Here is a 16,307-nt window from a genome sequence, read left to right as displayed (position 1 = left end):
GTTCAGTTATCTCTTTTGCTGATACTCGAAAAGCTCTACAATAGTCTCCACTATCTCCTGTCCGTAATGTTTACCTATAACATAAAGCGCAGCATCTATTCCGGCTGTAATACCTGCTGTGGTAATTAATTTTCCCTGATCTACATAACGCACTCCTCTCTTTACATTACTTTCCGGATTATATTGCTCCAGTGCATCTAACAGCATACTATGTGTTGTAATATCATAATTAGCCAGTATTCCTGTATTTGATAATAACATGCTTCCTGTACATACTGTGAAAATTTCTGTACCTTTTCTAAACTGATCTTTCACCCACTGTAATGCGGTTCCCTGAAATTCTTCATTCTGAAGAAGCTCCATTATCTGCTCGGGGTTCGCTCCCGGAACAACAATCATATCAGGTTCCGGACAAGTATATATATCGTAGACTGGAATAATAGTCATTGTATTAGCTTCTGCACATACAGCATCTCTTGTTTTTCCTACGGTATAATTGTTATAACTTCCGGGACGGATTACATTCGCTTTTACAAAAACATCCAACGGACCGTTCAGGTCTAACATTTCTACCTGATCATAAACCAGAAATGCAATATTCAGCATTTCAGCATTTTGTACTTGTTTCATAATTGTATTATTTAATATTAATATTTTCAGAATTGGACATAGTTTTTGCTTTCCGAAGATTTGCAATCATCAGTTGTGTTATGAAATCAAAAAGATGTTGTGTAATTAATCTGCTCCGTTAAAAGCTTTTCTATACTGTGCCGGAGACATAGAAATATGCCTGATAAAAAGCCGTCTAAGCGATACTGCACTGCTAAAACCACATTTTTCAGCAATTGCATCAATACTCACTGTTGTATATTCCAGCATATTTTTCGCCTGATCCAATCTCATTTTTTCTAAAAACCGTCCCGGAGTCATTCCCGATTCTTTTAGAAAAACTCTGGAAAAATTGCGAACGCTCATATTCAGATTTTCGGCCATATATTCAATTGTAACAGGCTTATTCAGATTTTGTTTAAGCATATCCCGTACCTCCTTTACAAAAGAGCTAAGCATATCATAATCCGACAGAGCACTCCCGAATTGTGACTGGACTCCCGACCTTCGCAAATGCAATACAAGATGCCGTGCAACTTCTGCCGCAAGGGGTTTACCAAAATCCTCCTCCAGCAATGCCAAAGCGAGATCCATTCCGGAGGTTACACCACCTGATGTATATAGTTGTTGATCCCTGATAAAAAACGGATTAACATTAACATCCAGTTCCGGATAAGATTTCTGCAGTGTATCAGCATATTTCCAGTGGGTTGTAACCTGTTTTCCGTTCAGTAAACCTGCTCTTGCCAATACAAATGCACCAATGCATACAGATCCCATTCTTCTTACACTCTTTACATTATTCTGCAGACAATGGTATATCTCCGGATCTATTTCATCTAAAACTGAAAGTGAAGTACCAGCTACCAATAATGTATCTACAGGAAAATCTATGTCATAAATTGTATGGCTGCAGGCTAATGGCAATCCGGAACTCGAATTTATGATCCTGTCTTTCGTCCCGGATACAAGGAATATCTGATAACCAGAACCAGACTTCTGATCTGCCAGAAAAATATTTGCTGCAGTAAATACATCACAAGGGCCAGCTACATCCAGTAATTGTACTTGTGGTAATACTAGTAGCACTATATTTTTCATTACACTGTTGCTGGCTATCTGCTTCATACTTCCATTGTTTGTGATGCAAATGTACAGAGAATGCTGTCTGGCTGCAATGACAAAGAATATACATTTTCGGCCATTATCTGTTTAAATAAAATTCTAAAAATTAGAATTTACTCTATACCTCTTTTTTTATAGGGAAGATTCCAGATTAGATCTGCTGCTAAGTAATGTACGCCGCCTTTGGAAGCACTATGACTCCCACTGATTAAATCATCCATATAACCTATGTCCATTGAAAAAGGGGAATTCGGAATATTGAACATATAATAAAGAGCAATACGCATTTCTTTATAGGCAAAAGGAGTCCAGTGGGTTTCTGGTTCATTCATATAACTTGTGGAAAATAAAGTCTCTACGCTTAATGCCAGCTTTTGGCTGTTTTTCCCGGATAAATTATAAGTCAGCTGGCTTTTTAGTCTTGTTCTTAGCTGAAAGTTCTCTTCAGCATTATGAAAATTGGCATCAAAAAATTTTCTGAACTCCTGACGGATAGTATTCTTCCATTTCCATTGGCTTCCGATATTAAATGTATAAGCATATCTTCCGTAAATTCTGAATTCTTGCTCTACCCCCTCTTTTTCATAAGGTTCCATGCTCTGGTATTCATTTTGTCTGCGGTAGCTTATTGCATAGCTATATTGCTGATGAGGAGCAAATGAATTGAAAACTTCGTGATTGGCTACAAAAATTGCTTGCTTTGAAAACAGATTTTCATTGTCAGGACTACTCTTTCGCCCAATTGCAACATAGCTTAATGCTTGTTTTTTTCCTAAAGAATCCAGCTTGCGGCGAATTCCAAAAGCCCCCCAAAAAGCAGTATTGGCATCTCCTAATCCCGGCGGGCTGATCTGTGCTTTTAAACATCCATCTGAAAGCCATAATAAACCTAATATCACAATAATTCTTCCCTTTCTGTACATACAAATCTTTATATAGAATTATATTTTCCCGTTTCGAAAAAGCATTAACTAGCGGAAAAATAGCTAATATAAATTGTTTGTTCCCTTATTTCCTTATGAAAAAACAGCTAAAACTATTCATAATCAGGACAAAGACTATACAAAAAGACCTGGTAATAACCAGGCCGAATCATTTACTTGTGTCTAAATATAGGTAGCCCCAGCTTAGACAGTTGTTTTTGAAAACTGATCTAAAAGTCCAAGGTAATAGATCCTCTTACTGCGGCTCCCATAATTGGTCTTGCCATTATAATTCCGTCCCCTGTCGGAGATCCTGCTCTTGGGTCTCCTTCAGTAATACCAATAGTATTGAAGATATTGGTACCATCTATAGCAAAACGTATCTTGCCTAACTGATAAGACATTCCGGCTCCAAATTCACTGAAAGAAGGTAGAACCTGAACATTCTTTTCATCCTGGAATCGTTTTCCGTAATAGTTATAGCTGATATAGGTTCTCCATTCTTTAGTAATATTAACAGCCGGAGAGATATTGAAATAAAACTTAGGAATTCTTCTTACAACATTTCCGTCATAATCGAATGTTGTTCCGTCTGCATTTCTTCCGGTAAAGTTTTTATATTTTGGATTCTGAATTGTTCCGTTAAATGTAACTTCTAATACATTACTGAATAGTCTTGCATAACCTTCCAATTCTATCCCGAGGTTAGAGGTATTGGCAAATTTGTTTTCAGAAGTTCCGTTAGAATAGACATCTGTAAATGAAAGATTCTTCAGCGTTGAGTAAAATGGAATTACAGCTATATCGAAAGTACGGGAATAATATTTATAACCTACTTCCAACTGATTGGTTAGTACAGGTTTTATTTTACTTAAATCTGTCATGTTATTATAATAGGCCTCCTCATTTGGTGATCTGAAACCATTGGAGAAACGTGCATATACTGCATTTTCTCTGTTGATTTTATAATTTGCAGCCAGTGTATAAGAAACTCGGCTGATATCATAATTCCAGTAAGTATACTTATTCCCTAAAACCGCCATATTATCATCCGCAGTAGTAGTTGCAAAGCTATGGGTACCATCCGTTGTTAATCCCGAATTATTAAGATTTGCAGTTGTTGTACTGACACCATAACCTTTATAAAAATCGCGGCTGTAGCGGATTCCTCCATTTACACTCAGATCATCTGTAATATTGTAATCTACATTTAGATAGATATTATTCAGACTTCCCTGTATCTGCGAATCTCTGATTAGGAAAGACATACTGGAAACTCCGTTATAAGTCTTAGAATATCCGTTATCGGTTGGATTTAGTGATTTGTCTACAAGGTTCAGAAGTTCGGGTCTGTCTGTTGCTGTTGTCAGTATATTACTCCAGTTCCAGTATTGATGAGATTTCCAATTGGATTTATAAAAACCGGCTGTAATATTTCCTTTATCAAACTTATAATTGAACTGCAAATCGTTGACGAAATTTTTCATCTGTTTATCTATAGCCCAGAAACCTAATTCCTGAACATATTGCGGACTAACGGACTGGCCGCTGCTCACCAAAGAATACTGATAGTTGTTTGCGCCAATGCCTTTATTTCTGGCAAAATCAGCAGCAAGCTGTGGTCCTCCTGCAGGAAATATTCCGGTATAGTTCATATTAATATTAGTATACCTTGTTTTATTAAGCACTGTAAAATTATTACCAAGATCGTACTTAAACTCTACTCCTACTACATCTACTTTCGGGTGAATCCCATCTTCCAGATTTCGTTGGAAAAATCCACCTCCGGCCTGCGGAATATTCAACTGGCTGATAGATCTGTAGCTATAAGTTCCATAATTGGGATCAAACCCGGGGAAACCTTTCAGATCGTTGCCATTCTGAATTAGAGGAATAGGCAGATAGAATGTATTTCTGTCATCCAGCTTTTTATAATATGCTTTTACATAACCTTTATCAAAAACATATTTCAGGTTCATTTTAATCTGTCCACCATCATTTGCTTTGAAACCTGTTTTACGTATTCCATTGTCTACTCTGTAAAAACCGCCAACATTAAAGAATAGTTTATCCTGTATCAAAGCGCCGCCAACATTAACATCAGTCCTCATCAGTCCGTAAGAACCAGTTTCCAGTTTAGCTGTTCCTTTAAATGTATTTGTTCCCTCTTTAGAGATAAAGTTAATAAGTCCACCCGGAGAGTTGTTGGCAAAAATAGATCCGGAACCTCCTCTCAGTGCTTCCAGTCTGCTTACCGTATTGTCTACTCTGAAAAAATTATCTGCATTAGCAAATTGCAAAGCACCATCCTCGAAAACAGGTAGGCCATCTTCCTGCACCTGAACAAATTCATAAGCTCCGGCGGAAGGAATCCCTCTTGCAAAAAGGTTATTTCCTACTTCTCCACCCGAAGTTTCTACAGCAAATCCAGGTACTCTTTGCAATAAAGCGGCAGCACTTATAGGATTCTGCTTCTGAATTTCTTTTGCATTAAATGTAGAGATTGCCGTACTGGACTCTATTTTTTTCTTTGGGTTCGAGTTACCTGTAATAACCACCTGATCTATAGACGATACTTTTGTGGAATCCTTAGCCGTTTCCTGCCCATATGCATTATTGAAATAAAGCATAGCGACACCGGCCACCAGAAATATTGATCTTTTCTTCATATCATTATGATTTTTTAATATTGTTTCAGTTTTAAATAGACTCCATTCGTCCAACCAAATCCATCCTGATTCGGATATTCACCACCTCCCGCAATCGTCTTGGTATCTAATGCATTATATTTTTCCATTAGCTTGCCTGTATTATTATAAACCCTTTCTACATTTGTACACCAGTTATTTTTTATATCATTTGCCAATTGTGTAAACCCATAATTTTTCATTCCTAAAAAGCCCAGCCACTGATAAGGAGCCCATGCATTTGGCAAATCCCATTGTTGTCCGGATTCCTTGGTTGTTGTTACCAAACCGCCTTTGTAAAGAAATTTTTCTGCTATATTCTCAGATACAGCTTTTGCCTGCTTTTCACTTGCTAACCCCAGGAATAAAGGATATAAAGTAGCAATATGTTCTGAAGAAGTTTTTATATGTTTTTTTATATGATAATCTCTGTAAATTCCGGCTTCATCATCCCAGAAATATCGATCTATATTTTGCGTTCTGTTGTTAGCTCTTTGGCTATAATAAGCAGCTTTATCTGTTAGTCCCATAAGCTCTGAAGACTTCACTAATGTTTTCTCCAAATGCCATATCAGACAATTGAGATCGACCTCTGCCAAATTGAGTGTTTCTATAGTCTGTATCGTAGCACCATCTGCGAACCATCTGCTGGAAAAATCCCAGCCAGACTCACAGGCACTTCTGATATTTCTGAAAAACTCTTCTCCGGATGCGCCATGCTGATCTTCAATATCTATGAGATAGCTTTCGGGACGAGGTGTGTTTTCGGAATCGTAATAACGGTTTAATAAATCTCCCTCCTTTGTTTTAATCACTCTTTTTACTGCAGAATCATTCTCCAGCCCCTCTTCTCCATCCATCCAGAAACTGTATTCTTTCTCCAATGTGCTGTGATACTTACTGTATACATTTTCATCATTTGTGCTTTCAGCCAGTAAATCGAGCATCAGAGAAAAATATGGCGGTTGGGAGCGGCTAAGAAAATGAGTTCTGCTGGCATTCGGCACAAATCCGAATTCATGAATCAGGTAAGAACAATTTTCAACAATGTTTTTTATCATTTCCACTCTTCCCGAAACTTGTAATCCCAACATTACAAAATAGCTATCCCAATAGAAAAATTCATTAAAGCGTCCTCCGGGAACAATATATGGTTTTGGAAGCTTCAAAAGCGTTCCCTCATTTTCAGATGCTGTATGGGTAAGTTCATCCCATAATTTTTCTATATGTTCAGTTATAGGAAGCATATCATCCTTACGTGCAGTCTTCTCCCCTATAAAATCAAAATTCGACAACACAAATGATCTTAGATCAAATTCTTCTCCCTGTTTTTCTTCTTCATATTTCTTATTAATCTCGGATACAGAAAATAAAGGAACAACATCTGTCATTGTTTTTTGATCTTTAAAAATTCTGGATCTCTGAACATCATCAAACAGAGGTTGGATTTCATCGATATATAATTGACTGTTCATAACTGTATTATTTTTTATTTGTTTGTATTTTTAATCTGTTCATAAAAACTGCTGAGATAATCAACAATGTCAGTGGTATCAGCGAAAGATAGAAAGCCCTTTGCCCGCTGAATTCCTGAAAAACAAAGCCCGTTATAATTGATCCTATAGTACCTCCTATCGCCGAAAAAACAACGATAAGTCCGGACATAGCACTATGCAGATATTTCGGGATCGATGCCAGGATTACAGAGTTGATACTTGGATATATAGGAGCTAAAAGACCGCCCATTAAAGGAAATAAGTAGACTACAAGTGGTGCATTCATCCATGTTGTATTGGTATTGATAGCAGCACTGTGCGTAAGAGGCAATACCAATAACAGACTGATTGCAAAACCTACCACACAAAAGGAAACAACATAAATCCAGCTGAATTTTTTAGAAAAAAATCCGGAAAGGAATCTTCCGAGAGCAAATGCTCCTGCCAATACTGCTCCTGCCTGTATACTCATTGAAGTAGGAACCTTTAGTATCTCTTTATAGAAAGTTGGAGTCCAGGTCTGAAAACTTTGTTCTACCAAAACAAATAGAAAAGCACAAAGAAGAAAGAATAAAACCTTTTTATAGCTGAACAAGCTGATACTGTTCTTTATATCGCCTATTAAATCTGTTGTACCGCTCTTTGCATCCTTTTCATTCAGTTTTGAAAAGAAAAGGAATACAAAAGACAAAGATGAAAGAGCTCCCAGTACCCAATATACATTCAACCAGTGAGTAGACTTCGGATTATGATCATCTATAAATAAACTGAATAATACATTGCCTGCCAATACTCCTATCATAAAGAAGCCCTCTAAGAAACCCATAAAGCTGGAATGTTCTTTATCCGTGCTGGTAACAAGTCCTATAGAGGTAAAAACTGAAATCTTAATAAGGGCAAAAGAAACGCCGACAATTGTAAAAAGTAATTTGAAAAACCAGAATTCATTGGTAAAAGGCATAACAAAACACATGCAACTCACCAGAAAAAGAGCTGTAAGCATGGCGTTTTTTATTCCTATTTTAGGAAGAAATGAAGCCAAAATAAAGGAACATATAGCAATAGGAAGATCTTTGAAACCTTCCAGAACACTTGCTGAAGATTTTGAGATTCCAAAGTTTTGCTGCACCTGTAAAATAACTGTCCCTACTGAGTTCAGCAGAATTGCAAAAACAAAGTAGTTAAGAAATAAGATGGCTTTTATATTCAAGTTTTTCATTTACCAGTTTTTTAATATCCTGTTTTCTAAGATTAATATTTCATAAAATGAAACGCCTGTACATTAATATTTCCCAGAAATAAATTGCACCTGTTATTCATTAAATAATTTCCTGGTGACTAAGATAGAAGCATTTGTGTTAACGTTAATTTAACACAATAAACATATATTTGAACTATATTAATATAATTATTATTTTTAGTGAATAAATGTGATTAATTGAATGAAAGTTAGTTTTGAAAGAATAGTTCCAAGTGAAAAAAGCTCTTTCCGTACGCTGCATAATAACTCTCCTATTTCTGAATTTAAATGGGAGTATCATTATCATCCGGAAATAGAACTGGTATGTGTAATTTCGGGAAGTGGCACAAGGCATGTTGGCTACCATAAAAGCAATTATACAAACGGAGATCTTGTACTAATAGGCTCGAACATTCCCCATTCCGGATTTGGACTGAATTCTGTTGATCCGCATGAAGAAATAGTACTTCAGTTCAGGGAAGAGATTTTGCATTTTCCACAACAGGAAGTTGAAACCAGAGCTGTTAAAGATTTGCTGGAGCGTTCTAAATATGGTATTCTGTATAGTACAGCTACAAAAAAGCTGCTCATGCCAAAACTAAAAAAGCTCCTGGAATCCGAGGGTTATAAAAGATACTTACTGCTTCTGGAAATTCTCTTTGAGCTTTCTTTGTGCGAGGAATATGAATTGTTGAACAAAGAAATTATGCCTTATACCATAATCTCTAAAAATAAAACAAGACTGGAAAATATCTTTACCTATGTGGAACATCATTACGATAAGGAAATAAATATAGAGGATGTTGCAAAGCTGGCTAATCTTACTCTTCCTGCATTTTGTAATTTTTTTAAAAAAGCAACACAGATCACCTTTACAGAATTTGTCAACCGTTACCGTATTAATAAAGCATGCCTTCTGATGACTCAGGATAAAACAATATCCGAATGCAGCTACAGTTGCGGCTTTAACAATGTTACTTATTTCAACAGAATGTTTAAAAAATATACCAACAAAACCCCTTCAGAATTTATCCGGAGTAACTCCGGTAATAATTAGAATGCAAAAAAAGCTGTCTTCAATACTCTTGAGACAGCTTTTTTATAATATCTTTTATTGTTATTTCAAACGGATTTTATCTTCCAGAATTTCGATAACTCCTTCTTTGTATAAACCGCCAATAGCTTTTTTAAAGTTCTTTTTACTCATCTGTAATTTGTCCTTAATCTCTTCAGGAGAAGATTTATCAGAAAGGTAAAGCAATCCGCCGTGATCGTCCAGAGCATCCAGAATCTCCTGACGGAAACTGTCTATGTTTTCAAAACCTTCAGGCTGTAAAGTAACATCTATCTTTCCGTCCTCTCTTATTGCTTTAATATAGCCTGTTTCTTCATTTAACGGATAAAGTTTTTTGTACACATCGGAAGCGTATACAAGTCCTATATATTTTTTGTTAACAACTACATTCCATCCCAATTCAGTTTCATTAATCAGGATCAAATCAACTTTTTCTCCTTTCTTAAGATCCAAATTCTCGTACTGGGGATTTCTTTTGAATTTTGTAGTTCCGGTAATAAGACCAGTGGTCTCATCTATATAAACATGGACAAGATATCTTTTTTCTTCAACAATCTTACCTTTCTGCTGTTTGTATGGAACGAACAGGTCTTTTATAATTCCCCAGTCCATAAAGGCTCCGCTTGGCAATGTCTGTACTGCACGAAGTACAGCATATTCCCCTACTTCACAATAAGGAATTTCGGTTGTAGCCTTTAGCTCTCCTTCTTCCTGATAAACGAATACTGATACCTCATCTCCTATTTCCGAAGCTGGATCTGCAAAAAGTTTGGAAAGAAAAATTTCATTCCCTAATTCATCCTTTAATTGAAGTCCGGCTTCAGATTTTCCGGAGACTGATAAATATTGTTTCTTTCCGATTTGCATACTTTATTTTTATGCAAAAATAGGCTTTCTTTTACGGAAGAAAAACTTTATTTAATTTTGAGTAAACATCTGTCATGAAATATTCTGCATTATTCTCTGTTGTTTTACTCTTTGGAGCTCTCTATCTTCCTAAAGCTCAGTTTTTTGACCAGACAGCTATTGGTGTGGGATATAAATATACAGGTAGAAACAGTCTGAAACTAAGTTTTGAATACAGAACCTCAACTTCTTCCAATCAGCCTTATTTTAATTTGGGGGCGGGAGCTATTTATACAACAGTGAATGGAAACAGCAAAATCCTTCCTGAGATACACGCCTATTATAACAATGCAATTTTCATGTACGGAGTATCTGCATCTCCTTATGCCTTAGAACCCAATATAGGCCTTAGTCTCTTCAATGCAATATGGTTAACCGGAGGTTATGCTATTCCTTTAAGGAATGAAAAATACTTCCGTGGAGCCACCGTGGGGATACAATTTAATATCGCTCCGGTAAAAGCAAGTGCTTTCTATGATAAATTCAGGACTTTTTGATACTTACCTTCTTATCCTGATATTTTTAACAAAAATTTATGAAAATTATTATTATTTCTGCCTTTATAAAAATCTAAATTTGAGAATAATTAAATAATTGATATGGCACAAATTAACGTTTATCTTAATTTTGAAGGAAATTGTCTGGAGGCCTTTGAGTTCTATAAATCTGTTTTTGGTGGTGAGTTTCCCTATGTAGGGAAGTTCTCGGATATGCCGCCAAGTGAGGAATATCCCGTTAGTGAAGCAGATAAAAATAAAATAATGCATATTTCCCTTCCTATTTCACAGGAAACTGTTTTAATGGGATCGGATGTAATTGGAGGAAATTGCGCCGGAGGAAAATTTGCAAAAGGCAATAATATCCAACTTTCCGTAAATGCAGGTTCCAGAGAAGAAGCTGACAAGCTATTTAATGGACTTTCTGCCGGCGGAGAAGTAACAATGCCTTTACAAGATACTTTTTGGGGTGCCTACTTTGGGATGTGGACGGACAAATTCGGAATTTCATGGATGGTTAATTATGACGATCCTTCGAAACAGCAGCAACATCCTTAAAAAAACAAAAAAGCAATCCAATTGGATTGCTTTTTCATTTTATGATTAATTATAATCTTACATGTGAATTGCACGCTTACCTGTAGCATCTAAAGCTGCTTCTTTAATAGCTTCAGTATAGGTAGGGTGTGCGTGAGAGATTCTTGCGATATCTTCAGCAGAAGCACGGAACTCCATTGCTACTACAGCTTCAGCAATCATATCTGCAGCTCTTGCTCCTATCATATGTACACCAAGGATTTCATCAGTCTTCTCGTCAGCAAGAATCTTGATTACACCATCAGTATCCATACTCGCTCTGGAACGGCCTAATGCACGCATTGGGAAAGATCCGGTTTTGTAAGCTACACCAGCTTCTTTTAGCTGCTCTTCAGTTTTACCTACACCTGCAACTTCAGGCCATGTATAAACAACACCCGGAATAAGGTTGTAGTTAACGTGAGGTTTTTCTCCTGCTAAAGTTTCAGCTACAAAAACACCTTCTTCTTCAGCTTTATGAGCAAGCATTGCTCCTTTTACAACATCTCCAATAGCGTAGATGTTCGGTACGTTTGTCTGTAAATGATCGTTAGTCTTTACTCTTCCTCTTTCGTCAAGTTCTACACCTGCTTTCTCAAGACCCAGACCATCTGTATATGGACGACGTCCTACAGATACAAGACAGTAGTCACCTTCAACAACTACATCTTCTCCTTTTTTATCTTTAGCTGTAACTTTTACAGTATCTCCGTTTCTTTCAACTCCCGAAACAGCAGTAGAAAGCATAAACTTCATACCCTGCTTTTTCAGAGTTTTCTGTAATTCTTTAGATAATGTACCATCCATTCCCGGGATAATTTTATCCAGGTATTCTACTACAGTAACATCACTTCCTAAACGAAGGTATACAGAACCTAATTCAAGACCAATAACTCCTCCACCGATTACGATAAGGTGCTTAGGTACTTCTTTAAGGTTTAATGCTTCTGTAGAAGTAATCACTCTTTCTTTATCCAATGTAATGAAAGGTAATGAAGAAGGCTTGGAACCTGTTGCAATGATTGTATTTTTAGCTTCGATAACCTCAGAAGATCCGTCAGCTTTCGTTACTTTAATCTGAGTTGCAGATTCAAAACTCCCTACACCTTGTAGAACAGTGATTTTATTTTTATCCATTAGGAAGTTAATCCCTTTGGTTGTTTGGTCTACAACATCATTTTTACGACTGATCATTTGTGCAATGTCTACTTTTGGCTCATCGATAAGAATACCGTGGGTAGCGAAAGTGTGTTTTGCATTTTCAAAATGCTCAGAAGAATCTAGTAATGCTTTAGACGGAATACATCCAACGTTTAGGCAAGTCCCGCCCAGGGTAGAATATTTTTCAATAATTACGGTTTTGAAACCTAATTGCGCACATCTGATTGCTGCAACGTATCCACCGGGACCTGAGCCAATAACGGCTACATCGAATTGATTCATATTTTAGTTTTTAGATTGACAAAATTATTTTAAGGCACTAAATTACGGCTTTTTAATGAAGTAACTGCCATTTGGAAAGTAATTTTTCTGTGATTTCTATGGTCGAAAAGTCTCCGTAAATTTCAGTAATTTCAACAGTCTGATTTTCCAGCCATTTGCGGTGTGCTTTTATAGTACGGTTTGCAATTCCTTTCATTTCATCATAATCTTTGCAGAATGCTATGAAATCATCATGCATCTTCCGGGTCACCGGATCTGTGAAAAGCTTTTCACCATATCTCTCCGCTTCTCGTTTTTTTACCCTAAGCATTCTGTTTTCCGGCGGCACAAATAAAAACACAATTTTATCGAAACAGGAATGAATTTCCGGTGACCAGCTAATACAACTGCCACCGAAAATTATGGACTCCCCGCTTTTTAACAATTTCAAAATTTCCGCATCTCTGCTTTTAGGATCTCTTTTTACCGTATAAAGTGTCTCTGTCTTTTCCCAGAAAAAATCATCTGAATCCAGATATTTCCACCCTAGTTTCTTGCTGATATAATTTCCCAGCGTTGTAACTCCGGAACCTGAAGCCCCAAAAATATGAATAATCATTACCCCAGACTGAAGTTTACTTCCTCATCCAGCTTTGGATATTTTTTATCTGATATAAATTTTTTCCCGGTCGCATCGATTTCTTTCCAGGCTTTCTTCTTGCCTATGTCTCCGACTTCAGCTACAAAAGGAACAAAGGAAATCTCATCAGCGCCTTCATTAATTACTTCTTTATACTGCACTGCAACGTCCAGTACACAATCGAAATCTGTATTGAGTTTTACATTTCTGTAAATGACATCATAATGGGTTTGCTGATTTTCCGGAATGTCAAAGTAAGTTTCATACCCCAATGTCTGTCCGGGAATAATTGACATTGCTGCCAATGCATCATACAATGCCAGAGTATAATATTTACGGGTTTCTTTTCTCAGGTAATCGTCTTCCGAATGTCCACCTTCAAACAATACTGTCGGAATACCTGCCAGCATAAAATTATCACCGGTTGACGTCGGATAAAATTCATCCGTATAACGTCCGATACGGTTGGGTATTTTGTTTTTAAGATCCGAGTAAATATGTGCAATAATTGCCATACTCTTTTTTCGATTTTCATTCAGCGTCCGATCCTGATCAAAAGAAGGGGCCAGGAAAGACAAAGTTGCCGGATGTACTCCGTCAGTTGTAAAGATGGTTCTCTGATCATGCAGATTTAATGCATAATCGTATTTCTTCTCTTTAGCTATATTTTTCAGAATCTTAATTTCCGGACTCGACTCTTTCAGGAAATCTCTGTTCATATCGATATCCAATGCATTACGTCTGGTCCATTTTTCCGAACCATCCGGATTCAGCATAAAGATAAAGTCCAATGTTATTTTACTAAAAAGCCTGTCCTTTAGTTCAGTATTCTTATCCAGTGAATAAAGCAGGTCCAGCATTGCCAGTGTTGCAGTAGATTCGTTTCCGTGCATCTGTGACCAGGCAAGGACATTAACAGGGCCGTTACCTATTGAAAATTGATAGACAGGTTGTCCTAAAACCGACTTGCCTACCTCTGATATATAATCGCTGTAATTCTCCTGCAGGTAGGAAAATAATTTTTGAGGCAAAATATAGCGATTTGAGAAGTTTACATTTGTGAAGTATTCAAAAACTGATGCCATTTACATTTTTATTTTACGTTCCAAATTTAGCTTATTTTTATCTCTTATTAAAATTTACATCTGAGAATTATTAAACACTTTGATTTGACAAAATGTCTGTTGATAACTTTTCTCGTTAACAAAAAAATAATAAAAAAATGTAACTTACTAACAATCAGTTTTTAAAAATATTTATATAAAGTCTTTTTTTATATTTACTTTAAGCCTATTTTAAAGACAAATCTCTATAAATGTGGATATTTTAGTTAAACAAACAACGTTTTTAATTTCCTTAAAAAAAACTTAAGTTTACATTTGTAAAATCGTCTAAATTATTGGTTTTTAGACTATCTTTGCGCATTACATTGTACTAAAGAAATGAGTGGAGAACTTTTATTTATCATAGGCTTTTTGGCCATCGTATTATTAATCCTGGTTATCGATCTGGGATTATTCAGTAAAAAGAGCAAAAACAAAGAAAATAACAACAAATCAGTATCACTGAAACAGGCAATACTGATGAGTATATTTGTTATCTGTGTGGCTCTTGGGTTCTATTTTTTCCTAATGCAGTTCGGGCACTTCCTGCACAATATAGACAGTATGGAAAGATTGCAGCAGGTTATAGCCAAGCACCACCACCCTGTCAAGATAATCCCAGGTGATTTTGAAACCAGCTTAGAGCTTTATGACAAGAACCTTGCCCTAGAATATATCACAGGTTATATTGTAGAATATGCCTTATCTATCGACAATATTTTCGTTATACTCCTTATATTCGGTTCCTTTAAGGTTGCCGAAAAGAATTATCACAAGGTACTTATATGGGGAATATTGGGTGCTATTATCATGCGTTTCATTTTTATATTCGTGGGAGCATCTCTTATCAGTCGATTCGAGTGGATTATGTACGTATTTGGAGCATTTCTGGTCTTTACCGGTATCAGAATGTTCTTTAGCAAAGAAGAAGAGCATATAGATACAGAAAAGCATCCGGTAGTAAAGTTTGCCAATAAATACTTTAAAGTCCATAACAAATTCGAAGGAAACAAGTTCTTTGTAGTAGTAGACGGAATTAAAAAAATGACACCTTTGTTTCTGGTACTGTTAATTATAGAGTTCACCGACCTTATTTTTGCAGTGGATTCTATTCCGGCGATTTTTTCAGTAACTAAAGACCCTTATATTGTATTCTTTTCCAACATATTTGCCATTATAGGGCTTAGATCTATGTTCTTCCTGCTGGCTAATATTGTAGACAAATTCAAATATTTAAAAACCGGACTGGCTTTCTTATTGACGTTTATCGGATTAAAAATGATCTTCCATCACCAACTGGAAGACTGGGGCTTTAAAACAACCCATTCCCTGTTGATTATCTTAGGTATTCTAGGCGTTAGTATTGCTGCATCTTTAATCTCATCCTCAACAGGCGGAAAACGAGCCAAGATCAATCATTAAGGTATTTATCAGCCATATTTAAGCGTTCCATACTAACATCAGCAATCACTCTGTATTGCAGTAGATATTGGTGTATAACCGATTGTCTCTTATATCACGGGAGATGCTGGCTATACTATGCTTATCTGGCATTTAACAATATAAATGCATACAGGAACACAAAGATATCTGGAAGATTCCAAAATAAGCCCGTTTAAAGCCTTAAATTCTTGTCCATATCCAATTATGAGGTTTTGGATCGGTTAGGCTAATTCTGCTTGTTATTGCAATCATACAGAGTATTAAACACAAGGTATATCCCTTGTTCTGCTTTTCGAAAGTATATTAGCATAATACAGAGGCTTATCAACCTGTTTTACCCGAAGAAAGTCCATAGTCTGAAAAAGAAATAGCAATTAGCAGTATAAAGCTCAATAATGTTGTTTATCTGATTGATATTATCTGGAAAATATGGCAATTTTCTATTGCAAAACGGCTAATTAACAGAAATGCATATCTAAAACTTACATTATTAAAGACATACAACTAACTAATTTACAATATACTTACGCCTATTTATTAAAGTTTAAGTTAAAATATTAAATTT

At 36.2% G+C, this 16,307-nt stretch carries 14 protein-coding genes; 4 read left to right on the top strand and 10 right to left on the bottom strand.

The genetic code is table 11. The features are described from left to right. Positions 1-6 precede the first annotated feature (6 nt). From ATE49_RS14360 to ATE49_RS14335, 6 genes are all read right to left on the bottom strand, one after another. Complete coding sequence (locus ATE49_RS14360) at positions 7-630, bottom strand: DJ-1/PfpI family protein (protein ID WP_065082758.1); 624 nt, start codon at positions 628-630, stop codon at positions 7-9. A gap of 105 nt (positions 631-735) precedes the next feature. Further along, entirely contained in the window at positions 736-1,737 is a 1,002-nt protein-coding gene (locus ATE49_RS14355; RefSeq protein ID WP_065082728.1) for a GlxA family transcriptional regulator, read from the bottom strand. A gap of 110 nt (positions 1,738-1,847) precedes the next feature. Beyond that, positions 1,848-2,657 carry a DUF2490 domain-containing protein gene (locus ATE49_RS14350; RefSeq protein ID WP_065082727.1) on the bottom strand — a complete coding sequence of 270 codons (810 nt, stop codon included), beginning with the start codon at positions 2,655-2,657 and terminating at the stop codon, positions 1,848-1,850. 230 nt (positions 2,658-2,887) lie between these two features. Then, positions 2,888-5,326 (bottom strand): TonB-dependent receptor, encoded by a 2,439-nt coding sequence (locus ATE49_RS14345; protein WP_065082757.1) that lies wholly within the window; start codon positions 5,324-5,326, stop codon positions 2,888-2,890. 14 nt (positions 5,327-5,340) lie between these two features. Next, the gene (locus tag ATE49_RS14340) at positions 5,341-6,819 is read right to left on the bottom strand and encodes a trehalase family glycosidase (protein WP_065082726.1); all 1,479 of its coding nucleotides are present in this window, start codon (positions 6,817-6,819) and stop codon (positions 5,341-5,343) included. 7 nt (positions 6,820-6,826) lie between these two features. Beyond that, positions 6,827-8,059, bottom strand: coding sequence for an MFS transporter (locus tag ATE49_RS14335; RefSeq protein ID WP_065082725.1), 1,233 nt, complete (start codon positions 8,057-8,059; stop codon positions 6,827-6,829). A gap of 223 nt (positions 8,060-8,282) precedes the next feature. On the opposite strand from ATE49_RS14335, the gene ATE49_RS14330 reads away from it, so the two are divergent. Next, on the top strand, positions 8,283-9,137 hold the full coding sequence (locus ATE49_RS14330; RefSeq protein WP_059156366.1) for an AraC family transcriptional regulator: 855 nt from the start codon (positions 8,283-8,285) through the stop codon (positions 9,135-9,137). 60 nt (positions 9,138-9,197) lie between these two features. On the opposite strand, the gene ATE49_RS14325 is transcribed toward ATE49_RS14330, so the two are convergent. Next, entirely contained in the window at positions 9,198-10,022 is an 825-nt protein-coding gene (locus ATE49_RS14325) for a CvfB family protein (RefSeq protein WP_065082724.1), read from the bottom strand. 74 nt (positions 10,023-10,096) lie between these two features. Between ATE49_RS14325 and ATE49_RS14320 the strand changes: the two genes are divergently transcribed. Together ATE49_RS14320 and ATE49_RS14315 are read left to right on the top strand one after the other, a co-directional pair. Next, positions 10,097-10,558 (top strand): hypothetical protein, encoded by a 462-nt coding sequence (locus ATE49_RS14320; protein ID WP_065082723.1) that lies wholly within the window; start codon positions 10,097-10,099, stop codon positions 10,556-10,558. A gap of 102 nt (positions 10,559-10,660) precedes the next feature. Beyond that, positions 10,661-11,116, top strand: a complete 456-nt coding sequence (locus ATE49_RS14315) for a VOC family protein (RefSeq protein ID WP_034870330.1) — start codon at positions 10,661-10,663, stop codon at positions 11,114-11,116. 57 nt (positions 11,117-11,173) lie between these two features. Here the strand turns inward: ATE49_RS14315 and lpdA are convergent, their stop codons facing one another. From lpdA to ATE49_RS14300, 3 genes are read right to left on the bottom strand one after another with little or no spacing between them, the layout of a single operon-like run. Continuing rightward, the gene (lpdA, locus tag ATE49_RS14310; protein ID WP_009086051.1) at positions 11,174-12,577 is read right to left on the bottom strand and encodes a dihydrolipoyl dehydrogenase; all 1,404 of its coding nucleotides are present in this window, start codon (positions 12,575-12,577) and stop codon (positions 11,174-11,176) included. A 52-nt stretch (positions 12,578-12,629) separates the two neighbouring features. Continuing rightward, positions 12,630-13,175 (bottom strand): shikimate kinase, encoded by a 546-nt coding sequence (locus ATE49_RS14305; protein ID WP_065082722.1) that lies wholly within the window; start codon positions 13,173-13,175, stop codon positions 12,630-12,632. Further along, complete coding sequence (locus tag ATE49_RS14300) at positions 13,175-14,281, bottom strand: M14 family zinc carboxypeptidase (RefSeq protein ID WP_065082721.1); 1,107 nt, start codon at positions 14,279-14,281, stop codon at positions 13,175-13,177. Before ATE49_RS14300 ends, ATE49_RS14305 begins: the two co-directional genes overlap by 1 nt. A 357-nt stretch (positions 14,282-14,638) precedes the next feature. Between ATE49_RS14300 and ATE49_RS14295 the strand changes: the two genes are divergently transcribed. Next, on the top strand, positions 14,639-15,721 hold the full coding sequence (locus ATE49_RS14295) for a TerC/Alx family metal homeostasis membrane protein (RefSeq protein WP_065082720.1): 1,083 nt from the start codon (positions 14,639-14,641) through the stop codon (positions 15,719-15,721). The last annotated feature ends 586 nt before the right edge of the window (positions 15,722-16,307 follow it).

The organism is Elizabethkingia miricola, from assembly GCF_001675285.1.
GTDB lineage: Bacteria > Bacteroidota > Bacteroidia > Flavobacteriales > Weeksellaceae > Elizabethkingia > Elizabethkingia miricola.
The sequence above is the reverse complement of the archived record's forward strand: the minus strand, read 5'-3'. Positions and strand labels throughout refer to the sequence as shown.